This window comes from Streptococcus toyakuensis (genome assembly GCF_024346585.1).
Lineage (GTDB): Bacteria > Bacillota > Bacilli > Lactobacillales > Streptococcaceae > Streptococcus > Streptococcus toyakuensis.
This window is the reverse complement of sequence record NZ_AP024523.1, coordinates 787,314-812,372: the sequence shown is the minus strand read 5'-3', so window position 1 is coordinate 812,372 and position 25,059 is coordinate 787,314. Positions and strand designations below refer to the sequence as shown.

22 protein-coding genes and 1 pseudogene are annotated in these 25,059 nt (G+C 40.4%); 2 read left to right on the top strand and 21 right to left on the bottom strand.

Annotated features, from left to right (window positions below; translation table 11 throughout):
- Nucleotides 1-43: 43 nt before the first annotated feature.
- From gyrB to STYK_RS04205, 6 genes are all read right to left on the bottom strand, one after another.
- A complete protein-coding gene (gene gyrB, locus STYK_RS04230) occupies nucleotides 44-1,990 on the bottom strand; it encodes a DNA topoisomerase (ATP-hydrolyzing) subunit B (RefSeq protein ID WP_050242423.1) in 1,947 nt (648 codons plus the stop codon).
- A gap of 14 nt (nucleotides 1,991-2,004) precedes the next feature.
- Complete coding sequence (locus STYK_RS04225) at nucleotides 2,005-2,568, bottom strand: HAD family hydrolase (RefSeq protein ID WP_261805380.1); 564 nt, start codon at nucleotides 2,566-2,568, stop codon at nucleotides 2,005-2,007.
- 85 nt (nucleotides 2,569-2,653) lie between these two features.
- Nucleotides 2,654-3,208 carry a DJ-1 family glyoxalase III gene (locus STYK_RS04220; protein ID WP_261042538.1) on the bottom strand — a complete coding sequence of 185 codons (555 nt, stop codon included), beginning with the start codon at nucleotides 3,206-3,208 and terminating at the stop codon, nucleotides 2,654-2,656.
- Between the two features lie 10 nt (nucleotides 3,209-3,218).
- A complete protein-coding gene (locus STYK_RS04215) occupies nucleotides 3,219-4,442 on the bottom strand; it encodes an FtsW/RodA/SpoVE family cell cycle protein (protein WP_261042535.1) in 1,224 nt (407 codons plus the stop codon).
- A gap of 36 nt (nucleotides 4,443-4,478) precedes the next feature.
- A complete protein-coding gene (locus STYK_RS04210) occupies nucleotides 4,479-6,929 on the bottom strand; it encodes a bifunctional DnaQ family exonuclease/ATP-dependent helicase (RefSeq protein WP_261805302.1) in 2,451 nt (816 codons plus the stop codon).
- A 199-nt stretch (nucleotides 6,930-7,128) separates the two neighbouring features.
- Nucleotides 7,129-8,058 (bottom strand): peptidase U32 family protein, encoded by a 930-nt coding sequence (locus tag STYK_RS04205; protein WP_049550878.1) that lies wholly within the window; start codon nucleotides 8,056-8,058, stop codon nucleotides 7,129-7,131.
- A 139-nt stretch (nucleotides 8,059-8,197) separates the two neighbouring features.
- On the opposite strand from STYK_RS04205, the gene STYK_RS04200 reads away from it, so the two are divergent.
- Nucleotides 8,198-8,485, top strand: coding sequence for a DUF3270 domain-containing protein (locus tag STYK_RS04200; RefSeq protein WP_261017588.1), 288 nt, complete (start codon nucleotides 8,198-8,200; stop codon nucleotides 8,483-8,485).
- Nucleotides 8,486-8,518: 33 nt separating this feature from the next.
- Here the strand turns inward: STYK_RS04200 and ciaH are convergent, their stop codons facing one another.
- The 15 genes and pseudogenes from ciaH to STYK_RS04125 all read right to left on the bottom strand — a co-directional run bounded on the left by ciaH (nucleotide 8,519) and on the right by STYK_RS04125 (nucleotide 23,277).
- Nucleotides 8,519-9,853 carry a two-component system sensor histidine kinase CiaH gene (ciaH, locus tag STYK_RS04195; protein WP_078238304.1) on the bottom strand — a complete coding sequence of 445 codons (1,335 nt, stop codon included), beginning with the start codon at nucleotides 9,851-9,853 and terminating at the stop codon, nucleotides 8,519-8,521.
- The gene (gene ciaR / locus STYK_RS04190) at nucleotides 9,843-10,517 is read right to left on the bottom strand and encodes a two-component system response regulator CiaR (RefSeq protein ID WP_000590639.1); all 675 of its coding nucleotides are present in this window, start codon (nucleotides 10,515-10,517) and stop codon (nucleotides 9,843-9,845) included. The genes ciaH and ciaR overlap by 11 nt, the downstream gene beginning before the upstream one ends.
- Before the next feature lie 105 nt (nucleotides 10,518-10,622).
- Complete coding sequence (locus STYK_RS04185; RefSeq protein ID WP_261805301.1) at nucleotides 10,623-13,169, bottom strand: M1 family metallopeptidase; 2,547 nt, start codon at nucleotides 13,167-13,169, stop codon at nucleotides 10,623-10,625.
- 121 nt (nucleotides 13,170-13,290) lie between these two features.
- Nucleotides 13,291-13,731 (bottom strand): ASCH domain-containing protein, encoded by a 441-nt coding sequence (locus STYK_RS04180; protein WP_203180577.1) that lies wholly within the window; start codon nucleotides 13,729-13,731, stop codon nucleotides 13,291-13,293.
- Entirely contained in the window at nucleotides 13,706-14,575 is an 870-nt protein-coding gene (locus STYK_RS04175; RefSeq protein ID WP_261805300.1) for a putative PEP-binding protein, read from the bottom strand. Before STYK_RS04175 ends, STYK_RS04180 begins: the two co-directional genes overlap by 26 nt.
- A pseudogene (locus tag STYK_RS04170) lies at nucleotides 14,553-14,696 on the bottom strand (NUDIX hydrolase); the annotation flags it as partial. The gene STYK_RS04175 and the pseudogene STYK_RS04170, both read right to left, overlap by 23 nt.
- 7 nt (nucleotides 14,697-14,703) lie before the next feature.
- Nucleotides 14,704-15,402, bottom strand: coding sequence for a 3-oxoacyl-ACP reductase (locus STYK_RS04165; RefSeq protein ID WP_261805299.1), 699 nt, complete (start codon nucleotides 15,400-15,402; stop codon nucleotides 14,704-14,706).
- Entirely contained in the window at nucleotides 15,395-15,631 is a 237-nt protein-coding gene (locus STYK_RS04160) for a DUF2829 domain-containing protein (protein WP_000141913.1), read from the bottom strand. The genes STYK_RS04165 and STYK_RS04160 overlap by 8 nt, the downstream gene beginning before the upstream one ends.
- Nucleotides 15,632-15,730: 99 nt before the next feature.
- Nucleotides 15,731-16,657 (bottom strand): aldo/keto reductase, encoded by a 927-nt coding sequence (locus STYK_RS04155; protein ID WP_261805298.1) that lies wholly within the window; start codon nucleotides 16,655-16,657, stop codon nucleotides 15,731-15,733.
- Nucleotides 16,658-16,729: 72 nt separating this feature from the next.
- Complete coding sequence (locus STYK_RS04150; protein WP_261805297.1) at nucleotides 16,730-17,545, bottom strand: hypothetical protein; 816 nt, start codon at nucleotides 17,543-17,545, stop codon at nucleotides 16,730-16,732.
- A 3-nt stretch (nucleotides 17,546-17,548) separates the two neighbouring features.
- The gene (locus tag STYK_RS04145; protein WP_000665422.1) at nucleotides 17,549-17,869 is read right to left on the bottom strand and encodes a PadR family transcriptional regulator; all 321 of its coding nucleotides are present in this window, start codon (nucleotides 17,867-17,869) and stop codon (nucleotides 17,549-17,551) included.
- Nucleotides 17,870-18,001: 132 nt separating this feature from the next.
- Entirely contained in the window at nucleotides 18,002-19,999 is a 1,998-nt protein-coding gene (gene metG, locus STYK_RS04140) for a methionine--tRNA ligase (protein ID WP_153199900.1), read from the bottom strand.
- Nucleotides 20,000-20,122: 123 nt separating this feature from the next.
- Complete coding sequence (locus STYK_RS04135) at nucleotides 20,123-21,382, bottom strand: ABC transporter permease (RefSeq protein WP_070527192.1); 1,260 nt, start codon at nucleotides 21,380-21,382, stop codon at nucleotides 20,123-20,125.
- Between the two features lies 1 nt (nucleotide 21,383).
- Nucleotides 21,384-22,085 (bottom strand): ABC transporter ATP-binding protein, encoded by a 702-nt coding sequence (locus STYK_RS04130; protein ID WP_000811469.1) that lies wholly within the window; start codon nucleotides 22,083-22,085, stop codon nucleotides 21,384-21,386.
- A complete protein-coding gene (locus tag STYK_RS04125) occupies nucleotides 22,069-23,277 on the bottom strand; it encodes an efflux RND transporter periplasmic adaptor subunit (RefSeq protein WP_261805379.1) in 1,209 nt (402 codons plus the stop codon). Before STYK_RS04125 ends, STYK_RS04130 begins: the two co-directional genes overlap by 17 nt.
- Nucleotides 23,278-23,566: 289 nt before the next feature.
- On the opposite strand from STYK_RS04125, the gene gor reads away from it, so the two are divergent.
- Entirely contained in the window at nucleotides 23,567-24,913 is a 1,347-nt protein-coding gene (gor, locus tag STYK_RS04120; RefSeq protein WP_261008825.1) for a glutathione-disulfide reductase, read from the top strand.
- The last annotated feature ends 146 nt before the right edge of the window (nucleotides 24,914-25,059 follow it).

Below are 25,059 nucleotides of genomic sequence, written 5' to 3'. Positions count from 1 at the left end.
ATATCATATTTTTTAGACCAAGGGAACTACTTCTCCCGATTTTTTAGACATCAAGTGTACTATAAACGGCATTTTCCTCGATAAACTCACGACGAGGTTCTACTCGATCCCCCATCAACATATCAAAGATTTTATCTGCTTCAGCCGCATCGTCCACAGAAACTCTGGCCATCAAGCGATGTTCGGGATCCATGGTTGTTTCCCATAATTGGTGATCATCCATTTCACCCAGACCTTTATAACGCTGAATGGTTGGTTTGGCACGTCCTTCACTATGGCGAGCCAAGGCTTCTTGGAGTTTAATTTCTTGATCTGCTCCTGGCTGAATATATTCTTTAATCTCGCTTCCAACCTTGACACCATAGATTGGTGGTTGGGCAATATAAACATAACCAGCTTCTAGGATTGGTTTCATATAACGATAAATCAAGGTCAAAAGAAGGGTACGAATGTGGGCTCCATCGACATCGGCATCAGTCATCAAAACGAGTTTTTGGTAACGGGCTTTCGAAACATCAAATTCTGCGCCAAATCCTGTTCCCATGGCTGTGAAAAGACTACGAATTTCTTCGTTAGCTAGAATCTTATCCATGCTGGCTTTTTCAACATTCAAAATCTTACCGCGGATTGGAAGAATTGCCTGAAACTCACGATTACGACCAGATTTAGCTGATCCACCAGCTGAGTCTCCTTCGACGATGAAGAGTTCTGTTTCAGCAGGATTGTTAGAAGAACAGTCTGCTAGTTTCCCTGGAAGGTTGGAAATTTCCAAACCAGATTTTTTACGAGTGACTTCACGCGCACGCTTGGCAGCCACACGAGCCTTGGCAGCCAAAATCCCTTTTTCCACGATACGTTTGGCAATCTGTGGATTTTCCATGAGGAAATCGGAGAAGGCATCACTGAAGAGGCGATTGGTAATCTTGACCACTTCGCTATTCCCCAGTTTGGTCTTAGTTTGTCCTTCAAACTGTGGATTTGGGTGTTTAACTGAGATAACTGCAGTTAATCCTTCACGAACATCTTCCCCTGTTAGGTTGTCTTCATTGTCTTTTAGTAACTTATTCTTACGAGCATAATCGTTGATGACACGTGTTAAGGCTGTACGGAAACCTTGTTCATGCGTTCCACCTTCATGGGTATGAATATTATTGGCGAAACTCATGACATTTTCATGGTAACCTGTTGTGTACTGCATGGCTACCTCAACTGTGATATCATCCATCTCACCATCTGTGTAGATTGGTGTATCAAAGATTACATCCTTGTTCTCGTTGATATATTCAACATAACTAGCAATCCCACCCTCATAATGGTAATGCTTGGTTTGTTCCAAACCTTGGCGCTTATCTGTAATTGAAATTTGAAGGCCGCGATTTAGAAAGGCCAACTCTTGAATCCGTTTATTTAATTTATCAAAATCAAAAGTTGTTGTTTCAGTGAAGATTTCTGGATCCGGAGTAAAATGAACCGTTGTTCCAGTTCTATCTGTATCCCCAACCACCTCAAGGTCTGCAACAACATGACCACGACGGTATTCTTGGTAATGAATTTTTCCGTTTTTGTGGACATGAACGTCTAATTGAGTGGAAAGGGCATTAACTACTGATGACCCTACTCCGTGAAGACCACCTGAAACCTTGTATCCGCCACCGCCAAATTTTCCTCCAGCGTGAAGGACAGTAAAGACAGTCTCAACGGCAGGTCGACCTGTTTTTTCCTGAATATCGACTGGGATCCCACGTCCATCATCGACAACAGTAATCGAATCATCTGGCTCAATAAAGACTTGAATATGGCTGGCAAATCCTGCCAAGGCCTCGTCAATTGAGTTATCAACAATTTCCCAGACTAGATGGTGAAGACCTTCTTTTGAGGTTGATCCGATATACATCCCTGGACGCATCCGAACAGCCTCTAAGCCCTCTAAAACTTGAATTTGACTGGCATCATAATCCTGTGCCTGCAGATTTTTGATTTCTTCTGTCATCTTATTCCTTTTTCTTATATGTCTAATACTTGTCTTAAATTCACGATACTGGTAAACAAGTGGGTAGCTAGTCCTGCAGCTTGACCTGCTTCGATGTCAATAGGACGATCACCAATTACAAGACCAGAGCTAATCTGATACTTTTCTCTTAAATAAATCATGGACTCAGGATTTGGCTTTCTCTTAAAACCTGAGCTAGAAGTCACTACTTCCGTAAAATAGGTTGCTATAGAAGTTTTTTCTAAAATTTCTAAGACCTGATTATTTCGATAAGAGACCAAAAAATGACGTCCACCTTGTTTTGAAATGTCTTCCAATAGGTCAGAAACTCCTTCAAACAAAATCGGGTGTTCAAGCTCTCTGGCTTCATTTTCCTTGTACTTTTCTAAAAAATGCTCTAAGTTGGGAGCGAATGTCTCAATCGCAAAAGGAGTAGAAACCTTTAAAGCTTGATAGACACTGTCATGGTCTTGTGTGATACCATACAGTGCCAAAGTTTCAACAAAGGCAGCTGTTGAAGTTTCATAATTATCTAGTAAAGTTCCACCTAAATCCCAGATATAATCGTGATATTTCATAGCTTTCATTATACCATTTTTTCCTTAAAAAAGCGATGATTTCCCTGAGTTTTCCACATAAAAAAACGAGAGTTTGACTCCCGTTTTACTGATTGTTACCAAAGACATCTCGATAGAGCATTCCTGTTCGTAAAGTCTCTGCGTCTCCTCCTAATTGCTCCACCAATTCGTAGGCAAAGGCAAGGGCTGTTGAGGGGCCTCGACTGGTTGTCAAATGTCCATCTACCACTACTGTTTCCTTGACATATTGACCATCAAGGATTTGCTCTTGAACGCCATCATAGCAAGTGTACTGCTTATTTTTCAGAACTCCTGCTTGATTGAGGGCAATTGGTGCCGCACAAATGGCTGCTAATTTCTTCCCTTCTTGCTCGAAACTTTGCAACTCTTGAATCAAGGCCTGATTATCGCGCAAATGTGCAGAACCAGGCATCCCGCCAGGAAGGACAATCATATCATAGTCTGATAAATCACCATCAAAGACACGATCTGCTCTTACTTGGATAGCATGCGAACCCGTCACTTGCTCTTCAAAACCAACCATATCACAAGTGATATTAGCACGACGTAAGACATCTACAACTGTCAAAGCTTCAATTTCTTCAAAGCCCTGAGCCAATATAACTGCTACTTTAATCATGATTTTCTCCTTATTTGATTCGTTTTAATACAACCTTTTTCCGCTTGAATCGGACTTTTCCACTCTTTTCTTCAGCTAGATTGGTCTGGTAACTCATCGATAAAAGCAAGCCTACACCAATTAGATTACTGATAATAGCTGATCCCCCTTGGGAAATGAAAGGCAAAGGAATCCCAGTCAAGGGAAGCAAGCCAGTAACAGCACCGATATTCTCAAAGATATGGAAGAGCAACATCATAATCAAACCTGTGGAAATATAGGTATAGAACTGGTTATTTGATTTAAGAGTAATCTTCAACATACGGTAAATCAGCATGAGATAAAGGGCAATAACAAGAACAGAGCCAATAAAGCCAAAATCTTCTGCAATGACCGTGAAAATCATATCCGACTCTCTAACTGGAATAAGCAAATTAGAAGCATTAAACCCTTGACCAAATAAGCCACCACTCCCAATCGCGATTTGCCCTTGAGCCTGCTGGTAAGTGGTTGTTTGGGCAAAGTCAAATGGATTAAGCCAAGCCAAAATACGGTTGATTTGATAGGTCGGCATTCCCAGTTGATGAAGAAAAGCACGACCGTCCTTACTGATAAAGATGGCTAGAAAACCAGCAATTCCTGTTACAGCAGTCACAAATACTGGGATAATAATTTTCCAAGAAACCCCTGATAATAAAACGATTCCTGAGAAAATAGCCACAAAAACCAAGGCAGTCCCCAAGTCACTTTGAAGTGCCAAAAGAACTAGGACTGGAATGGTAAAGAGAATCATCCAAAAAATTAATAAAAAGTCCAGTGGAACTGTGCGTCTCCATTCCTTATGTTTTTTTGTGAACTGGACAATGACACGGGCCAACATGAGGATATAGGATATCTTCATAAATTCTGACGGCTGGAACAAGGTGATACCATTTACCGATACCCAGTTTTTGGCACCCGTGGATGCAACTAAACTTGGATTATAAAAGACAATCGGCAAAACCATAAGTCCCAAGCCTAAAATATATAGAAAGGGGGTCATTTTCCAAAGAAATTCTGTATTAAAGAGCATGACGATAAAACCAATCACAAGCCCCAAGGCGATCCAGGCGACCTGCTGCCCTAAAATGGGCAGAATATTGTTTGGATAATCATGACTAACAGCTATATAGATAGCCACCACGCCAATAACCAGTAGAAAAAATACTGGCAAGAGCAAACTATAATCGACTCTAGAGTCGAGAGAACGTTTCATATATACTAACCTTATACTTTCATACTATACTATTTATCAAAGCTCATTTAAAAATTTATCAATAGCTTCATTAACTTCAGACCGAGAGAGGGTTTTAACAGTAGCTTCTTTTGCTAGAGATGCAACTATTTGTTTGCCATATCTCTTTCCGACAATTCTCCTATCCAAAATAAGAGTTAAGGAACGTTGGTGTTCGCGTCTCATACTTCTTCCCAAAGCCTGTTTTAAACGAATAATAGCCATTGGCAACTGATAATCATAAAAGGCATTTTTTCCTTCTTGATTCAGTTCTTGATTAATCTTTTTCGTCAAGGGCTCTTGAGGATTTTGGAAAGGAAGCTTTGGTACAACTTGAATTACAAAAGGATGGCTTGAAAAATCCACTCCCTCCCAGAAACTTGCTGCACCAAGCAGGATTTTTTGTTCACCTTTTTCGAAGCGCTTCTTAAGCTGATGAACATCCCCATTTTTATACTGAGCCAAATGACTAACTGGAAGTAAATCAGATACTGCTAGAAGCATGTCTTTAGCAGTAAAGAGAACCAAAATCGGTTGCTGGAAAGCTTGAATTTCCACTAGTAAATCAGCTACTTCTATGGCATAGACTTCTAAGGAAGTTTCTGTCACCAGAGGGAAATCTTTGACCAAAACCACTTCTTGGTCCTGTTTTCTACGAGCTTCAATCTTGACAAATTTGGCTTCAGGATAGCCTAAAAGGTCGGCCAAAGAAACTCTCTGACTAATCTCAAGAGTAGCCGATACTCCCAAGACTTGGCAACTCTCAGGTATTAAAGAGGACAGAAGAATACGGCCAGATTTCGTAGAAGAAATCTGAATTTTCTTTTGACTCGTTTCAGTTGCTTCAAGCCAATAATCACCTTCAGCTGTAAAATAGCGAACCAGCTCTCCAAAGCCTCCTACTTCTAATTCTGAAAAATACTGGTATAGATTGGCAAGAGAATCTAAGATATTTTTCCTAGATTTTCCAGACTGAAATTGTTCGATCAAGTAGAGACACTCAAAGCGAATACTTTCTAGTATTCGTTGCTGGACCTTATTTTGCTCGTCCAGTAAAGCCTTATCAAGCAAATCGATAATAGACTGGATATCATGGGTCTCTTGAAGCAGATTTTCTAGGGCCAACAAAACTTTTTGGACTTCATCAATAATCAGTAAACGGTCACTGACAAATTCAGGATTATCTTCAAGTCTGGTTACAAGATAGGCATGATTGGTCACTAAAAGCTTGCATGTTTGTGCTCTTTCTTGACTACGTTTCCAGAAATCTTCCGTCACAAATAAGCTCTGGGATGATAAATTCCCATCATGACGAAGGTCTCTTAGAAAATGTTGGTAACGGTAAAGTTGCCCGATTTCATCCAGATCTCCTGTTTCTGTCTCTGTCAGCCAGACCAAGAGTTGCATCTTAAAGCGTCTAAATAAGCGATTTTCACCATTTTCCTGTAAGGAACGATAAAAGGCATCCAGCTTCAGATAATTTTGTGGTCCCTTTAAACTATGAATATCTATATGGAACACTTCCTTGAGACGTTTACCTTCTTCTTCCATGATTTGATTTTGAAGAATCTTTGTCGGAACGCTAAGGACAATCTGACGATTTTCCACTTGGGACAAAGCAGGTAAGAGATATCCATAGGTTTTCCCAATCCCTGTCGGTGCTTGAATCAGAGAGACAGGCTCATCTTTCAATAGCAAGCCAACCTCTTTAGCAAAACTTTCTTGTTCCTCCCTCACTTCAAGGTTCAATAGAGAAATGTTTTTAGAAAAATCTTGGGATAGTTTTCGTGGCTCCAGGGGAGCTCCAGTTTTCTTGAAATACAGTCCTTGAACTTCGACCAAGTCTGGAGAACTAAGGATAGATTGGCCGCGATAAATTTCTTCAATAACCAGGTAGGACTCATATAAGAGGGCGTCAGCCATTTCCAGCAAGCGTTCCAAGAGTCCTTTAGGAAGCTGGGCCATCTTTTTCCGTAGAAATAAGAGTAATTCCGCGGTAGCGTGTGCATCTGAAAGGGCTGTGTGAGCGTGCTTAAGAGGAATTCCTAATTCTCGACACAATATCGGCAAACTATATTTTTCCAGTTCTGGGAAAAAGACCTGAGCCAATTCGACCGTGTCAACACGAGGATTTCTTAGTTCATAGCCTTCAAAAAATAAATTTTCCGCCAAGAGATTGGCATCAAACTGAACATTATGGGCTACAAAAATCCCATCCTCCACCAAGTCAAAGATTTTTCTAGCAACTTGCGAAAAATCAGGTGCTTGCGCCAGACGTTGGTCTGTCAATCCTGTCAGTTCTTTTATATGAGCATCCAAGGGTTCATGTGGATTGACATCCGTCGTATAGTGATCGACGATTTTTCCATCCTCAATCACAACAATTCCCACTTGGATAATTTTAGCCTTACTACCTGTGCTAGTTGCCTCTAAATCCACCACAACATAGCGATTACCAATCGTTTTCATTATAAAAAATTATACCAAAAAAAGGGCCATTTGGCACCTGCAAACATGGGATAATTTTCAAACACAAGAAGGTCACTTTTCTTAAAAATCCCAGCAAATAGATTATCCCAGCCTGCTAATTTTTTGAAAATAGTGAAGAAATAAGAAAAATTGAGAGAAGAAATGTTTGCATCTTCCTTCTCTCAACTATCCATTTACTTTATTTAACCATGTCAGGATCGTAGTCATAAAATCCTGTATCAAGGAAACGGTTTTTAGGGTGAAGTTTACGCACTTCTTCATCCAGCAAGAAGGCTTGGTCATGGCTAAAGTTACCCTCTTGAATCAAGCTACGCGCTTGAATAAAGAGTTTTGCAATCTCAACAAAGTTCTGACCAGGAGTGTAGAGCCCTTCTAGTTTCCAGTGAGTGAAACCATGCTCTACCAATTCTGTCAATTTTGTCATCAAATCAAGGTCGTTATTGGCAAAGATATGGGTACCATGATTGTCTTCAAAAATGGAATAGTGGCTCTCTGGGTCACTTGGCTCAGCCAAGAAGAGGTCACGCTTGCGAGTCTTTTCGTCATCGATATGTGTAAAGTTATAATAGTTTTGTAAGAGAGGACGCTTAGAATGGTGAATAACGCTAGCTCCGTAAACCAAAACTTCAGCAGGAATTTCCAAAATCTCTGGCATTTTGAAGAGTTCAGCAGATGGAATTTCACGCGCCAAAACAGCCTCAGATGCGCCAGCCTTTTGTCCCCAGAAGTTAATCTGGCGACTGCTAGTTACCATGGTTGAAGCATCGTAGATGGTCTTAAAGGAATAACCATCGCGGTTGACTACGTAAAAGACACCTGCATCCCCAATCGTAATGTAGTCTGTCTTGATTTCTTCCAAAAAGTCTAAGAAAGGCTTGATACGATCCATCATATCTTGGTGCATGAGGGCGTTAACCGCAACGATCAATTCTTTACCATCATCATGAACCAGCTTAGCAATTTCACGCAATTGGTCATGACTAAAGGTTGTCGGCAGACGAAGGCCAAAATCTTTCTCACCGACATAGATACGGTCTACGCCAGCTTCGAGCAGTTGTTTAACTTGTTCAATACTTTCAGCAGTTGCTGTAATGATAATCTTTTCCATAAGAAAAATTATACCACATTTCTGGAAAATCAGCCATTCTTTAAAAATGAAAAGGGACTTTATTCTTATTGTAACCTTTCTGTAATAATTCTCTGCTGAAAAAATGATAAAATAGGTATGTACTGTTAAGGAGAGAATAATGCCCGTAAGAAAATTACAGTCCTATGAGGTAGACTATCAAGAAGAATTAAGCCAACAGGTTCCTCGATATCAAGATTATACACCTGAAGCGCAATCTGATGCCAATCTCAAGGAAATCCTATTTTTTGTTAATATCGCTGTTTTTTGTATCTGTATTGCTATCTTTAGTTTTATATTTTTAGCATTAAAATTATCAACTGCTTTTGCCTTTGCCGCAGCAATCGGATCCAGCTTACTTGTTTTAAAAATTCAACGGTCTATTATCAAACGAAAACGTAGAAGATAAATCCAAAATATCGCCCCATCCGGAGCGATATTTTTATTTTTTCTTTTTAGATGGTGTGTGGATGGCAATCTTCACTTCAAAAATTGTTCCCTTTGGTTTATTATCTTTAACAGTAATGGTTCCTTTTAGGGCATCTACAATTTGCTTGGCTAGGGATAATCCTAAACCAAAACCACCTTTTTGACGGGTTCTAGCCTTATCCACTCGATAAAAACGATCAAAAATTTTCTTCTTATCTTCTGCTGAGATACCGACTCCATTATCGGAAACTAGCAAATAAAGATTACGATCAGTCGCTGAAATCATAAAATCAATTTCACCATCCTCCTCAGTGTATTTGATAGCATTATCAAATAGGATGGTCATCAATTGTTTCAAGAGAAGCTGATCTGTGACAATCGTTCGATGGATGCGATTTTCAAAACGGAAGACACGGTCATTTTCAGAAGCAATCATCTCATAGTTTGTGAAAGTCGTGTTAAAAAAGCTAGTAGGAACTTCAGCAAATTCCGGCTTAATACCATCATCTCTCCGAGCTAAGTTCAGCAAGTTTGTCGTCAAAAACCGCATATTTCGAACCTCTTCCAAACTCGATGCAATGCTTTCACTCACATCCATAATGGTAGCTTCTGGCTTACGGAAAAGGGTCTCTAAACGATTTTGTAAAACAGCAAGTGGAGTTCGTAACTCATGACTAGCATTTTCCACAAAGGACTGTTGTTTCTGCATGCTCTCAAGCAGGGGCCTAACACTGACCCTAGCTAGATAGAGACTGGCAAGTAAAGACAAAATCCAGAAACTTGCCATCACAATCACAATCAATTGCTCATGCTTTTGACTGGCCTGCTCCAACTGACTGGTATTAATCAAGACAGCCGCATACTTGATATTGGTTGAAACCGAACTAATATTCGTTTCCATCAAGATCATGCGATAGATTTCTTCCTGTCCATAGCTATTAAAAACCTGAATCTGATAGATATGGCCTAGTTCTTTTTTCTCTAACTTAATCTTATCCAAGCCCAAAAATCGGTTTCCAGAAAGGAGTTGGGTAAAATTCTTATCAAAGAGAATGACCTCTGTATTTGAACTAACATTGGGTTTTATCTCCGTCTTGCTAGCATCTGTAGCGGCATTCTCTAAATCTTTAATCTCTTCTGTTGCCCTATTTACCGCAAGCTGAATAACTGCCTGAGGATTGTTACTCAAGCCATGGAGTGTATCATCCACCGAAGTATAAAGGCTCGAGTGCATGACCTGCAAAATAATCAAGGTCATGGTAGAGAAAATCAGGGTAAAGACACCAAAGTTGCGGATAAAGTAACTAAAGTCATCCGCATACCATGTTTTTTTTAGTTTACTGAACATCTTTTAAAATATACCCAACACTGCGCAAGGTTTGCAAATTCTCTGCAAAAGTGGTTCCTTTTAATTTCTTACGGACTTTTGAAACATAGACTTCAACAACCGAAATCGTTGTATCACTATCAAATCCCCATAAACGATCAAAAATCTGAGTCTTCGGCAAAATAACATTTTGATTTTGAAGGAAATAAACTAGTAAATCAAATTCTTTCCCCAGCAATTCGACAGGAGTATCTTCGACTTTAACGGTATTTGTAGACAGATTAACCACAATATTTCCATAAGTTAAGGTGTTCTCATTAAACTTACCTGAACGTTTGAGAAGGGCCTGAATCCGCATTTTGAGTTCTTCTAGGTAGAAAGGTTTGGTCAGATAATCATCCGCTCCTAGTTCAAATCCATGTCCCTTGTCATCCAAACTTTCCTTGGCAGTCATGATCAGAACCGGGGTCGTAATTCCCTTTTCACGCAATTCTTTCAAGACTTGGAAACCATTTTTTTCTGGCAACATCAAATCGAGCAAAATCAAGTCATAGACGCCACTCTCAGCTTCGTAGAGACCTTCTTCTCCATCAAATACCTGCATGACATCCGCAAAATCGTCTAAAAAGTCAAATACTGAATTTGACAGGCCTAGGTCATCCTCAACTAATAAGATTTTTATCATGAGAAACTCCTCCTTATTAAAACCATTATACCAAATTTGCCTTAAAAAAACTCAACTCTCTGCATTTTACATGAGATAGCTGAGTTTTCTTTTATTTAGTCTTGATTATTTAGTTCCATACTGAAGAACAACTGCTTCCACTGCAGCTTTTTCACGGTTAATCAAGTCAACACGCGCTGCAATTTCCTTGATTCCCATACCGATGTTACGGCTAAGAGCAAGGTCAGAAAGTTGCGGTTCAAAGAATTCCTTGTACTCTGCCAAGAGTTGCTGAGTCTTAAACACGTGAGCAGGAAGGATAACAAAGCTATCAAAGCTCATATCTCCACCAAGAGCTGCCTTAATCCAAGCCCAATTTTCACGAGCCCAAGACCATGCTGTTTCCTGAGTTGCCTGATGGCTTAAGAACTGGAAGTACCAAGCAGACAAATCCTGTGGTTTAACTACAAATTTGTCCTTCCAAGAAGTAATCAAGTTTTGGATATTATCCGCATCTGTACTGTATGCAAGAGCTGCTGCCAACTGACGTTTAAAGACCGCATCTGTTGCGTGCGTATAAGTATCAAGATAAACTGCTAACAAGTCTTTAGTTTCATGATGTTTCATCTCATTGATCAGAACTTGTGAACGAATGGCTGCTGGAAGTCCTGCAAGATTCTCCTTGTGAGCTGCGAAGATTTGGCTAGCGACTTGACTAGCTGCTGCATCATTTGAGCGAATCATCATAGAAACGGCCAACTGACGAACCAATTCATCCTCATCTGATTCCCCTTCTTTAGCTTCGAAACCAAGACGATCATAGTTGTGACGAGCCAATTTAGCAACTAGTGCTTTGAATGCTTTTTCAGCTTCTGTTTCTTCGTCGATAAAGCGCTCAAGGGCAGAAATCACTTGAGAAACAGCTGAAACCACAAGGTAAGACTCTTCCTTAGCAAGTTTATCAAGGACTGGGAGCAAGTCAGCATAAGAAATGTGCCCTGCTTCAGCAAGCAAGCGACGTTCTTGGACGATTTGCAGTTTGCTTGTGTTATCAAGCTCAACTAGGTCAGCAAGAACTGCATCCAACAAGTCTCCTTGATAGTCGGTAATGTAGTGGGCTGTATTTTCAGTGTTGAGACGAAGAGCTCCTTTGTTTTCAGCAAGAAGAGCTGCGTAGCCAGGGATTTCGATACTTTCAGTTTCAAGTGTATCTGGCAAGCCTTTCCAGTTGCTGTTGAGTGGTACAACCCAGAGGCGATTCTTATCTTCGTGCTCACCGATGAAGAATTGTTTTTGTGAAATCTTCAAGACATCATTTTCAACTTTGACAGTGAGAACTGGATAACCAGGTTGTTCCAACCAAGAATCCATGAAGGCTGCGACATCACGTCCAGACGCTTGACCAAGAGCATCCCAAAGGTCACGACCAATTGTATTGCTGTATTGATGTTTTTCAAAGTAGGCATGTAAACCTTTGGCAAAATCGGCATCACCTAGCCAACGGCGAAGCATATGCATGAGGCGACTTCCTTTGGCATAGACGATAGCTCCGTCAAAGAGCGTATTGATTTCATCTGGATGTTTCACTTCGACGTGAACAGACTGAACACCATCAGTCGCATCACGTTTCAAGGCAGACGGAACACCACCTGTTTGGAAATCTTCAAAGATATTCCAGCTTGGTTCAATAGCATCCACACAGACGTACTCCATCATGTTAGCAAAGCTTTCATTGAGCCAAAGGTCATCCCACCATTTCATAGTTACGAGGTTACCAAACCATTGGTGAGCCAATTCATGGGCCACAACAAGGGCAACTTGTTGACGGCTGGCAAAGGTAGAGTTCTCATCCACAACCAAGTAAACTTCACGGTAGGTCACAAGACCCCAGTTTTCCATAGCTCCAGCTGAGAAGTCAGGAAGGGCGATGTGGAGAGATTGAGGAATTGGGTACTTAACTCCGTAGTAATCTTCATAAAACTCGATTGAGCGAACGGCGATGTCGAGTGAGAAATCAAGGTTAGATAGTGGATGAGCTTTGGTTGAGTAGACACCTACGAGAGTACCGTTTTTAGTTTTAGCCGTCACACCTTGCAAATCACCCGCAACAAAGGCTAACAAGTAAGAAGACATGCGAGGTGTTGTCTCAAACTTCCAGATACCTGTTTCCTTACGGTTTTCAACTTCGATTTCTGGCATATTAGACAAGGCCAATTCACCTTCTGCTTGGTCAAAACGTAGAGAGAGGTCAAAAGTTGCTTTGGCTTCTGGCTCATCCACACATGGGAAGGCTTCGCGCGCAAAATGGCTCTCGAACTGAGTAGACAATACTTCCTTCTTGACTCCATCAACTGTGTAGTAAGATGGGTAAATCCCTGTCATGTTGTCTGTAATTCTTCCTGAGAAAGCGATAACCACTTCAACTTGACCTGCTTCAGCAAGTTCAATATGAAGGGCTTCATTGTCATGGTCAACTGTAAATGGGCGAGCTTGACCTGCAACTTCTACAGTGGCGATTTCCAAGTCTTTTTGGTGGAGGGAAATACGGTCACTCTGTGCTTGACCAGTGATGGTCACTTTCCCTGAAAACGTCTTAGTCTCACGACTCAAATCTAAAAATAAATCATAATGTTCAGGAACAAATTGCTTAATAAAATGTTCAACTGCTTGCATAGTTTTCTCCTATCTAAGTTTAAGAGCTAGAGCTCTTCTTCAAACAAACTTATTATATCATGTTTTGCTTGAGAAAAAAGGATTGGACGGTGATTTCCAAAACTTTCTTCCGTCTAACAGTCTACAGTGGGTAGACCTTGTGAAATTCTTCTAGAACAACCTTGCTTTCAGGTGTAAAAATCAGTCCTGCTTCTCTCAGCCACTCGGCGAAACAATCCTCATGAACCTGACGCCAATAGGCTAGGGATTTGTCACCTTCCCCTTCCTTAAAGGCATGGTCAGCAGAAACTTGATTGTAGGGCTGGACAGAAACCTTTATAATTTTGACAATACAGACAGCCTGATTTTGACTGTCTAAAATGACATCAAAGGTCCCTTCTTGAGGAAGAGACTCGGCTTCTAGTGCATAGAGGTCGTAGGTTGAGGCTGTTGCAGTCTTTTCGCCTTTTAAAACCAAATCTGCTAAAAGATCTGGTTCCACTCCAAAAGCCCAAGCATCGATTTCATCTCCTATAGAGGGGTTAATTTTCTTGTAGTCATTCCACATTTCTTGCGGTGTCATGGGTGCTCCTTTGTAATTTTTTACTTTCTTCTTTTATGTGTTTAAGATGATCTGGATGGTCAATTTCTAAATCAAAAATCTCTAGAATAGAACTGTAGTGAATAATGCACTTGATACTCAACTGATTCATTTTTTGTATGAAAGAATCATTCAGATAGCCTGCTACAGCAAAGTCAATCTTTTTCATCCTTGCTTTATCCTGCATCTGTCTTAGCATATCTAACATTATTGGATTTTCCATATCATGCCATTGACTGTTTCTCACAGTGGCAAAAATAAAAGAAGTCAAATCATTCATTCCAACTACAATCTTTGAAATGCCCGTTTCCAGTATACTAGATAAGTCAAAATACGCTGACGGTAATTCAATCATCGTTCCAATTTTTCCAGTGAAACCCTGCTGACGCAATACTGTGATAGCTTGCTTTAACTGCTCAGCATCATTGACAAAAGGAAAGATAGCAGATAGATTGGGATTGTTTTGATAAACTTCTGTAACGACATGTGCTTCAGCCTGAAATTCATCCGGACACGCCAGCAAACGCCTAGTTCCTCTATATCCAAATAAGGGATGATTTTCATCAAAATACTCTTTAGTCCCCTTTAGACAATTGGCTTCTGTATTCGTTAATTCTGAAAAACGATACCAGACTTCTTCATCTGAATACAAGGAGCAAATGGTGTCTAGATAATCTTTTACAAATTGCTGACAACTTGCTAATATGATGTTTTGATTAAGCTCTCTCAACAAATATTCCCCACGAATCATTCCAATGTGGTGAAATACTTGAGGATAAACTTTTTCAATAATTTTTTCGCCACTAAGAGCTAGTTGGTTTCTCATCATTCACCTTCCAATTCATGTAAAAAGTATTGCCCAGTTCTGGAAATACTAATAACTCTGCTTTGACCTTCAAGACTAGTGGCGATGCATTTTCTTCTGTGATCTCTTGAATATCCATCCAACTCCTCCTACTTCAAAGACCAGCCACCATCTATTGTCAAGATTTGTCCTTGCATGACGCTTGCTTTTCCACTTGCTAAGAAAAGGCTAATCTCTGCTATTTCCTCTGGTTCGATCCAGCGCTTGATTGGTGTTTCACTAGCCACCCAGTCCGCTAAACCACCTGGCTCAAAGTCCGCAGCAGTCATAGCTGTCTTGACTGCTCCTGGAGCGATACCAAAGATCTGAATCCCAGCTCCAGCATAGTCTAGAGCCAACTGCTTGGTAAATCCAGCCAAGGCGTGCTTCGAAGAAGTATAGGCATGACCACCACCACCTGCCAGGCTCGAAGCAATAGAGCACATGTTGGTAATAATCCCTTTTTTATTCTCCAACATTTGAGTCAAATAATAGCGAGTCAACTCAACAGGAGTCACGTAGTTAATTTCAAAAATCTCTTGAATGTCCTGCGCTGTCTGTTCCAAAAGTGGTTTATAATCGTCCAAAATTCCCGCAGTATTGCACAAAACATCCACCTGAGGACACCAGTCAAAAATAGGCTCTAAGTCCAAGGTCAAATCTCTCTGTAAAAAGTGGAAATCACCCTCTAAGAGTGGATCTTCACCTTGGTCAACTCCATAAACTTGATAATCCTTCTCTAAAAAAAGACGAGCCTGAGCCAGGCCAATTCCTGAACTCACTCCTGTAATGAGTACACGTTTAGTCATGCACTTCTACCCAATCCGTCGCCAAAACATCACAAGGTGTCGGGCTCCACATGGAAAAACCTTCTCCCTCCCCGGAAACGTTGATCAGGAAATAAGGTGTCACTTCAAGTGCAACCCCGTTTTGTTCAATGGTGTCAAAAAGTTGGACATAGTTTTCAGCACCTCCCCAACCAGTTCGTACATATTTTTTCTTAGCCTTTAACCCAGGTAGAATTTCTTCAAATGTCATGCTTTTCTCCTTTAATATCAATAATTCTCCCCTTCATTATAACAAAAAAACCGCTTTGAAACGGCTTTTTGACTGTGATTTATTTACATCTGCTTCTACTTACGGTAAATTATTCCCTGCTGCAAGATAAATTTCATACCATTCTTTTCTTGTTAAGCTAAAGTTTGTCGCTTGGCTAACTTCTCTCAAGTGATTAGGATTTGTGGTACCTACAACTGCCTGCATTTTTGCTGGATAACGCAATACCCAAGAAATGGCAATAGTTGAAGAGGTTACTCCATATTTAAAAGCTAAACGATCAAGTACTTGGTTCAAAGCTAGAAATTTCTCATTTCCAACAAAGTTCCCTTTAAAATACCCGAATTGTAAGACAGACCATGCTTGAATGACCACATCATGTAATTTGCAATATTCAAAAATGCTGCCATCTCGCATAGCTGCTTGACTATCTTCCATATTAACATGAAAACCTGATTCGAATCCTGGAGTAAAAGCCGCACTCAATTGTAGCTGATTAACAGCTAACGGCTGCTTGACATCTTTTTTAAGCAACTCCATCATCATAGGATTTTGATTAGAAACTCCAAAATCTCGAACTTTACCTTGTTTATAAAGGAGATCAAAGGCTTCTGCTACTTGGTCAGATTCCATCAAAGCATCTGGTCGATGAAGAAGCAAGCTATCTAGATGATCAATCTTCAATCTTTGCAAAATTCCGTCTACTGATTTTATAATATAGTCCTTAGAAAAATCAAAATAGGTAAATTCTTCAATGCGAATGCCACATTTGGACTGAATCCACATCTTTTCTCTTAAATCTGGACGATTTTTTAGGATAAGACCTAACAGTTCTTCACAACGACCACGACCATAAATATCAGCCAAGTCAAAAGCATTGATTCCAACAGAAAGTGCTGTTTCTACAAGCTCTTCAACTTCTTTTACAGACTTATCTTTTATTCTCATCATTCCGAGAACAATTTCTGATAATTCTTTGTCATCTTGACCAAGAGTTATGTATCTCATCAAATTTTTCTCCTTTGATTCTACATTCTTCATTTAATTATAACAAAAAACCGCTTTTCAACGGCTTTTTGACTATATTTCATTCCATTTTATCTTCTTAAACCCACGGAACAAGACAAAGATTCCAATAAAGAGGACAGCTAAAGGAATAGCTTTTGTAAGAAAAACATTTGAAATGCCCATCCACTCATAGTAACGGAGCAGAGAACCTACAATAAAATGGGCAATAATCATACTGTTAAAGGGACGAAAAATCGGTTCTTTCCAATTCCAAATACTGATGATCAGGGAAATCGTAAAGACAGACAAACTATCCCAGGGAGCAGGAAGATAAAATGCTCCTTCTTGTACAAAACTTCCTATTCCTACATATCCCAGAACAACTAGCAGAACAAGAATCCCAACAACAATATAGGTGCCAATTTTCATTTTAGGAGAATCTTGGACTAAGTCCCAACGTAAGATTGTGGCCACAAGAACAAATCCAATCAGAAAAAGAAGAAGTTGCCCTAAAAAAGTAAGCAAATTGACTGTTAAGAGAGGACCTTTAGAAAAATCACTTAGTAGTTGATAATAACGTAATACCGCTAGGACAAGAATTGGCGTCAAAAGGGACTCCTTGATAGAACTGTGTGGTGCTTCCTTAAGCATCTCTTTCATTATTTTTTTAGGATTCTTACCTAGATAATCTTCTGCACTCATGCCATCTCGTTCTGCTTCTGAGAAATCTAACATCATCAAATAAATCTGCTCTCTGAGATAGTCCTCATCATAGAGAAATCCAGCAAGATTAAAACTATCCCACAGTTCCTCAAAATACTGCTGATTCTCCTCAGAAAACTCATGTAGCAAAGCGCTTGTTTCTTCATAATACTTCATTTTCTTCATGGTTTAACCCCCATTCTTAATCCCTTCTACTTTTTGACTCAAATCGTCCCATTGTTGCCAAAAGACCGAGACACGCTCTTCTCCTTCTTTGGTTAACGAAAAATACTTCCGATCTGGACCATCTGGCGACGGACGCATGTCGCCTCTAATCCATTGATTTTTTTCTAACTTTTGCAACAAAGGATAAATAGTTCCTGGAACGATAGTGTCAAATCCAGCCTCTCGTAAAGTCTGAACCAACTCATAACCATATCGCTCTTTTTGACCAATCATATCCAAGACACAACCTTCAAGAACACCTTTTAATAGTTGAGTTTCCTTCATCCTTTCCCCCTTCTATCTATTTTGTAATACCTACTAGTAGCTTCATCTATAATATACCACTTCCACACTAGTTTGTAAAGCATAATAGTTAAATAAAAAAACAGAACTAGCCTGAACTAGTTCTGTCTCTTTTTATCCAATCACACTACCGTTTGGTACAGCTGGATCAACTGTAAGAAGGGTTAATTGTCCATCATGTTCAGCTGAGAGAATCATCCCTTGGCTGACATATTTCTTCATCATCTTGCGTGGTTTGAGGTTGGCAACGATTTGAACTTTCTTGCCGACCAATTCTTGTTCGTTTGGATAGTATTTTGCAATTCCTGAGAGGATTTGACGATCTTCACCATCACCAGCATCCAAGCGGAATTGAAGCAACTTATCTGAACCTTCTACTTTAGACACTTCTTTGACTTCTGCGACACGGATTTCGACCTTGTCAAAGTCTTCAAACTTGATTTCTTCCTTGTTTAGTTTGAGTTCAACTTCGTCTGGATTCCACTCTTTTTCGACTGCTGGTTTATTGCCTTCCATTTGTTCCTTGATATAGGCGATTTCTTCTTCCATATCCAGACGTGGGAAGATTGGTGTTCCTTTGGCAACTACAGTCACATCTGCTGGGAAGTCAGCCAAGTTCAAGTTCTCAAGGCTAGCAACTTCTGCTAAACCAAGTTGAGTCAAAACTGCACGACTGGTTTCCATCATAAATGGTTCAATCAAGTGAGCTACGACACGAAGGCTAGCTGCCAAGTGACTCATAACACTTGCCAATTGATCGCGTAGTGCTTCATCCTTTGCCAATACCCATGGAGCTGTCTCGTCTATGTATTTGTTAGTACGAGAGATAAGGGTCCAGACTGCTTCAAGTGCACGTGGGTAGTCAACTGCTTCCATGTAGGTGTGGTAGTCAGCGATTGATTGTTCTGCAACGTCAGCAAGAGCATGGTCAAACTCTGTTACACCTTCTACATAGGCAGGGACTTGCCCGTCAAAGTACTTATTAATCATAGAAACCGTACGGTTGAGGAGGTTTCCAAGGTCATTGGCCAATTCGTAGTTGATACGGCCTACATAGTCTTCAGGAGTGAAGGTTCCGTCTGAACCAACTGGAAGGCTACGCATGAGGTAGTAACGAAGTGGATCTAGACCATAACGTTCTACCAACATTTCAGGGTAAACGACATTCCCTTTAGATTTAGACATTTTGCCGTCTTTCATGACGAACCAACCGTGAGCAATCAAACGATCTGGCAATTTGATATCCAACATCATAAGAAGGATTGGCCAGTAGATTGAGTGGAAACGAAGGATGTCTTTTCCTACCATGTGGAAGACTGTTCCATTCCAGAATTTGTCAAAGTTACCATGTTCATCTTGACCGTAGCCAAGAGCTGTCGCATAGTTAAGAAGGGCATCAATCCAAACATAGACAACGTGTTTTGGATTAGATGGCACTGGCACACCCCATGTAAAGGTTGTACGAGAAACAGCCAAATCTTCCAAACCTGGCTCGATGAAGTTGCGAAGCATTTCATTCAGACGACCATCTGGAGTGATAAATTCAGGATGGGACTTGAAAAATTCGACCAAACGATCTTGGTATTTGCTAAGGCGAAGGAAATATGATTCTTCAGATACCCATTCAACCTCGTGACCTGATGGAGCAATACCGCCAGTCACATTTCCAGCTTCATCACGGAACACTTCCGCAAGCTGGCTTTCTGTAAAGAATTCCTCATCTGAAACTGAATACCAACCAGAGTATTCACCCAAGTAAATATCATCTTGAGCAAGCAAGCGCTCAAAGACTTGAGCCACTACTTTTTCATGGTAGTTATCCGTTGTACGGATAAATTTATCGTATGAGATATCTAGTAATTGCCAGAGTTCTTTGACTCCAACTGCCATCCCATCAACATAGGCTTGAGGGGTGATTCCAGCTTCTTCTGCTTTTTGTTGAATCTTTTGACCATGCTCATCAAGACCTGTCAAATAAAAGACATCGTAGCCCATCAGGCGTTTGTAACGTGCTAGGACATCACAAGCAATGGTTGTGTAGGCAGATCCGATATGAAGTTTCCCAGATGGATAGTAAATCGGCGTTGTAATATAAAAATTCTTTTCAGACATAATTTTTCCTTTCCAGGCAAATGAAACCTGTTTTTCTAACACTTCATTATATCACATTTTTAAGGATTTTCGATAGGGAAATCCATACAAAAACAAGATAGACAAGCGTCCATCTTGTTAATCTTATTCATAACGAAGGGCTTCAATTGGATCAAGTTTCGATGCCTTGTTGGCTGGCAAGACTCCAAAAATCATACCCACACTAGCCGAAACTGCAAGACTAAATAGGGCAACTGGGATTGATACTCCAACTTCTATACCCGCAATCAAACCTTGTAAAAGTAGACCAGCTATAGCGGTTAAGCCTGTCGCAATGGTTAGACCAATAACTCCACCAAGCAAGGTCAAAATCATGGATTCAATCAAAAACTGGATTAAAATATTGGCACGAGTTGCACCCAAAGCCTTACGGAGACCAATCTCACGGGTACGCTCTGTCACCGAAACCAGCATGATATTCATAACACCAGTCCCTCCAACAAAGAGGGAAATACCTGCAATGGCACTAATAATCGTAGTTATAAAGCCGAACAATTGTTGTACTTCTTGGAAGGCTGCAGTCGCATCTGCCACCTGATACTCCCCTTGCTGAAGACCAGCAATTTCGGTCAATTTTCTAGCTAATTCTGGTCCCACAGTTGGTGTCAAACTGGTATCATTAACCCGGAAGACAATATCAGAAATCTCATCCATATTGAAGTTGTTGGCAAGAGAAATATTAGTCGTAATCGGAAGTCCACCAATACCAAAAGTCTTGGCAGTCTTGGCCTCATCGCTGGTATAGACACCAATGACACGATAGCTAAAGCCACCAACATCTATAACCTGGTTAACAGCTTCTTGAGCAGATCCAAACAGACTATTAGCAAGTTCTTGGTCTAGTAAAATGACACTGGCCACATCTTTATAATCCTGAGCTATAAGACTTCGGCCTGCAACAATTTCATTTTCAACCGCCTTCATATAGGTAATATTCCCACCCGTCAAGCTAGCGCGCTCCACTTTTTTATCTTTATAAGATAAGGTGGTATTCGTTGAGTTGGTTACATAGTAACTATCTACCCCCTTCAGTTTAGCCGCCTCCCTGACCCAAGACTCTTGTGGTTTTGGTGGTTCAACAGGAACTTCCTCTTCTTTCCCAGAAACTGTCAAAGCCGATTGTTTTTGGGTAAAAGAACCGTCTTTACTTTTAATAGGCGAGAAAAAGACATGAATATTCTTCTGTGACTTGGTCATGTTTTTATTGACCTGACGAGACATGGAATCCCCCAGAGCCATAATCACAACAACTGATGAAACACCAATGATAATCCCAATCATAGTAAGAAAAGAGCGCATCTTATGTGCCATGATAGATGAAAAGGCAAATTTCAGATTCTGCATCTTAGTTTTCCTCCTTTTCTAACTGCGCACTATCAGATGAAATAACTCCATCTCGAATGACAATCTGGCGTTTGGCATAAGCAGCTATTTCAGGCTCATGCGTTACCATGATAATGGTTTTTCCTTCTTTGTTCAAGTCAACCAATAGTTGCATAATTTGATTCCCTGTTTTGGTATCCAAGGCTCCTGTCGGTTCGTCTGCTAGGATAATAGAAGGATTGTTTACCAAGGCACGCGCAATAGCCACACGTTGTTTTTGACCACCAGATAATTCCGAAGGCAAATGGTGACTACGCTCAGTCAATTCAACCTTGTCTAAATACTCCTCAGCCAACTTGCGACGTTTTGAAGCCGAAACTCCTGCGTAAATCAAGGGCAATTCTACATTTTGCAGAGCATTGAGTTTGGATAGAAGAAAGAACTGCTGAAAGACAAAACCGATTTGTTGGTTGCGAACCTTAGCTAGTTGTTTTTCACCCAATCCAGCCACTTCTTGACCTTCAAGATAATACTCTCCACTACTTGGTGTATCCAACATCCCAATCGTATTCATGAGAGTAGACTTACCAGAACCGGATGGTCCCATAATGGCAACAAACTCACCCTCATTCACTTCTAGGTTGATATTTTTGAGAACCTGCAGTTCTTGGTCACCGTTACGGTAACTTCTGCAGATATTTTTTAGACTAATTAGTTGCTTCATCAGCCTTCACCTCTTTTCCTTCCTCTAGAGAAGACGTTGGATTACTGATGACCTTGACTCCATTTGTCAGACCTGAAGTGATTTCTTGGTTGTCTGCATCAGCATTGCCCAAACCAACTTCCACTTTCTTGGCCTTTTTCTGCTCGTCAAGCACCCAGACATAGTTCTTATCATTTTCAGTCACAACACTTGTTAGAGGAACCAAAATGGCTTTACTCTTATTCTTAACCTCAACACTTACTGAGAATCCTTGTTTCAAATCACCGATTTCACTTGTAACATCGATGGTATATGGATATTTAGAACCAGAATTACCACCTGTTGCGGCAGTAGCTGCACTTGCCGCTTCACCACTAGTTTTAGGATAGTCAGAGATATAGCTAATCTTACCTGTCCAGCTCTTATCTTGGTAAACTTTAGAAGTAAAGGTTACTTCTTGTCCTACAGAGAGGTTGGCAAGGTTATATTCAGATAGTTCACCCTTAACTTGCAAGTTTTCATTACTTACGACATGAACGACTACTTGACTAGCTCCTGTTGGAGATTTAGAAACATTGTGGTTGACTTCAACCACAGTTCCCTCCAGGGTACTGAGAACCGTCGTGGCATCCAACTGACTTTGAGCCTTACTTAATTGCGCTTCTGCATCTGCACGAGCATCACGGGCATCACCCAATTGAGCATCAATAGAGGAAACTGCATTTCCTGAGACTGGAGCTGGAGTTTGCCCTGCAGCTCCTTCGCCTCCTGCTGGTGCTGGTAACTGTGGAGCCGGAGCTGAAGCGGCTTCATTTCGTGCTTGATTGAGTTCATTGATATGACGATCTGCCTTAGCTACTGCTCGGCTAGCTGAATCATAGGCCGCCTGGGCTTCTGAACTACTGTACTTGACTAAAGCCTGTCCTTCACTAACCTTATCACCCACAGAAACAAGGATTTCATCTAAATCTCCCTTACTAGCATCAAAATAAACATATTGTTCATTTTTTGCTGTTACTGTCCCTGATAATAAAACAGAGGACGCCACGCTTCCTTCCTTGGCAACAACAAGATGAGTAGGCTCATCTTTTACCGCGGTCTGAGATGGTTGTCTAAAGAGCAAAATCCCCCCAGCACCTAATACAACTACACTGGCAGCACCGATTGCTGCATACAATTGCCACTTTTTAGCTTTACCATTCTTCTTCATAATGAAACTCCTTTTTGATTTAAAGTTCTTAACAATATTATACAAAAATTATCAATTTAAAACAATAACAGTTCAGAACGAAATAATGACATTTCAGGATTTAATTATTGTTCGGATTTTATTTTTTGTCATTGTACTAGTTATATAATACACTTTATTTTTCCTTTTTGCAAGCCTTTTCTTTAAATTTTTTTGAACGTAGCAGATTTTTGCAATCACATCAAAAAAAAGATAGAATATGACTATCAAAAAATGACACTCTACTATTTAAAAGAGTACAAAGGAGTTTTCAATGAGAGAATATGATATCATTGCTATCGGTGGAGGTAGCGGAGGAATTGCTACCATGAATCGTGCTGGTGAACATGGAGCCAAAGCTGCCGTTATTGAGGAAAAGAAATTAGGTGGAACCTGTGTCAACGTCGGTTGTGTTCCTAAGAAAATCATGTGGTACGGAGCACAAATTGCTGAGACTTTCCATCAATTTGGAGAAGACTACGGTTTTAAAACTACTGATCTTAACTTTGACTTTGCAACCCTACGTCGCAATCGTGAAGCTTACATTGATCGCGCTCGTTCTTCTTATGATGGCAGTTTTAAACGCAACGGTGTAGACTTGATTGAAGGACATGCTGAATTTGTAGATTCTCATACTGTCAGCGTAAATGGTGAACTCATTCGTGCTAAACATATCGTGATTGCTACTGGTGCCCATCCAAGTATTCCTAATATTCCTGGTGCAGAACTAGGTGGCTCTTCTGATGATGTATTTGCTTGGGAAGAATTGCCAGAGTCAGTTGCCATTCTAGGTGCTGGTTATATTGCCGTTGAATTGGCTGGAGTACTCCACACTTTTGGTGTCAAGACAGACCTCTTTGTTCGTCGCGATCGTCCTTTACGTGGTTTTGATTCTTACATCGTTGAAGGTTTAGTCAAGGAAATGGAAAGAACAAACTTGCCGCTTCATACTCACAAAGTTCCTGCCAAGTTAGAAAAAACTGCTGAAGGCATTACCATTCATTTCGAAGATGGTACTAGTCACACAGCTAGCCAAGTTATCTGGGCTACAGGTCGCCGTCCAAACGTTAAGGGCTTGCAACTTGAAAAAGCTGGTGTTACTCTGAACGAACGTGGCTTTATCCAAGTAGATGAATACCAAAATACGGTTGTTGAGGGAATCTATGCTCTAGGTGATGTAACAGGTGAAAAAGAACTAACTCCAGTTGCTATCAAGGCAGGACGTACCCTATCTGAACGCCTCTTTAACGAAAAAACTACTGCAAAAATGGACTACTCAACTATTCCAACTGTTGTCTTTTCACACCCTGCTATCGGAACTGTTGGGCTGACAGAAGAGCAAGCTATTAAAGAATACGGCCAAGACCAAATCAAGGTTTATAAATCAAGCTTTACGTCTATGTACTCTGCTTGCACTTGCAACCGTCAAGAAACACGTTTCAAATTGATCACAGCTGGTTCAGAAGAAAAAGTTGTCGGACTTCATGGAATTGGTTACGGCGTTGATGAAATGATTCAAGGATTTGCCGTTGCTATCAAAATGGGAGCAACCAAGGCAGACTTTGATGCAACTGTGGCAATTCACCCAACTGCATCTGAAGAATTTGTAACCATGCGTTAATCAAAACAAAAGAAGCAGAGCAAAAAACACTTCTAAATATCAAAAAGCGAGTATTGCCGTAGTTGGAGATACTCGTTTTCTTATGTTTTATTTTATAGTATGTTGAAATAAGATATGCAAAAATCAATTAACAAACCATAGCAAAA

What these genes read in the sequence shown, in the direction of transcription:
- gyrB (WP_050242423.1), bottom strand. Translation starts at nt 1,990, where the DNA reads ATGACAGAAGAAATCAAAAATCTGCAGGCACAGGATTATGATGCCAGT.
- STYK_RS04225 (WP_261805380.1), bottom strand. Translation starts at nt 2,568, where the DNA reads ATGAAATATCACGATTATATCTGGGATTTAGGTGGAACTTTACTAGAT.
- STYK_RS04220 (WP_261042538.1), bottom strand. Translation starts at nt 3,208, where the DNA reads ATGATTAAAGTAGCAGTTATATTGGCTCAGGGCTTTGAAGAAATTGAA.
- STYK_RS04215 (WP_261042535.1), bottom strand. Translation starts at nt 4,442, where the DNA reads ATGAAACGTTCTCTCGACTCTAGAGTCGATTATAGTTTGCTCTTGCCA.
- STYK_RS04210 (WP_261805302.1), bottom strand. Translation starts at nt 6,929, where the DNA reads ATGAAAACGATTGGTAATCGCTATGTTGTGGTGGATTTAGAGGCAACT.
- STYK_RS04205 (WP_049550878.1), bottom strand. Translation starts at nt 8,058, where the DNA reads ATGGAAAAGATTATCATTACAGCAACTGCTGAAAGTATTGAACAAGTT.
- STYK_RS04200 (WP_261017588.1), top strand. Translation starts at nt 8,198, where the DNA reads ATGCCCGTAAGAAAATTACAGTCCTATGAGGTAGACTATCAAGAAGAA.
- ciaH (WP_078238304.1), bottom strand. Translation starts at nt 9,853, where the DNA reads ATGTTCAGTAAACTAAAAAAAACATGGTATGCGGATGACTTTAGTTAC.
- ciaR (WP_000590639.1), bottom strand. Translation starts at nt 10,517, where the DNA reads ATGATAAAAATCTTATTAGTTGAGGATGACCTAGGCCTGTCAAATTCA.
- STYK_RS04185 (WP_261805301.1), bottom strand. Translation starts at nt 13,169, where the DNA reads ATGCAAGCAGTTGAACATTTTATTAAGCAATTTGTTCCTGAACATTAT.
- STYK_RS04180 (WP_203180577.1), bottom strand. Translation starts at nt 13,731, where the DNA reads ATGACACCGCAAGAAATGTGGAATGACTACAAGAAAATTAACCCCTCT.
- STYK_RS04175 (WP_261805300.1), bottom strand. Translation starts at nt 14,575, where the DNA reads ATGAGAAACCAACTAGCTCTTAGTGGCGAAAAAATTATTGAAAAAGTT.
- STYK_RS04165 (WP_261805299.1), bottom strand. Translation starts at nt 15,402, where the DNA reads ATGACTAAACGTGTACTCATTACAGGAGTGAGTTCAGGAATTGGCCTG.
- STYK_RS04160 (WP_000141913.1), bottom strand. Translation starts at nt 15,631, where the DNA reads ATGACATTTGAAGAAATTCTACCTGGGTTAAAGGCTAAGAAAAAATAT.
- STYK_RS04155 (WP_261805298.1), bottom strand. Translation starts at nt 16,657, where the DNA reads ATGAGATACATAACTCTTGGTCAAGATGACAAAGAATTATCAGAAATT.
- STYK_RS04150 (WP_261805297.1), bottom strand. Translation starts at nt 17,545, where the DNA reads ATGAAGAAAATGAAGTATTATGAAGAAACAAGCGCTTTGCTACATGAG.
- STYK_RS04145 (WP_000665422.1), bottom strand. Translation starts at nt 17,869, where the DNA reads ATGAAGGAAACTCAACTATTAAAAGGTGTTCTTGAAGGTTGTGTCTTG.
- metG (WP_153199900.1), bottom strand. Translation starts at nt 19,999, where the DNA reads ATGTCTGAAAAGAATTTTTATATTACAACGCCGATTTACTATCCATCT.
- STYK_RS04135 (WP_070527192.1), bottom strand. Translation starts at nt 21,382, where the DNA reads ATGCAGAATCTGAAATTTGCCTTTTCATCTATCATGGCACATAAGATG.
- STYK_RS04130 (WP_000811469.1), bottom strand. Translation starts at nt 22,085, where the DNA reads ATGAAGCAACTAATTAGTCTAAAAAATATCTGCAGAAGTTACCGTAAC.
- gor (WP_261008825.1), top strand. Translation starts at nt 23,567, where the DNA reads ATGAGAGAATATGATATCATTGCTATCGGTGGAGGTAGCGGAGGAATT.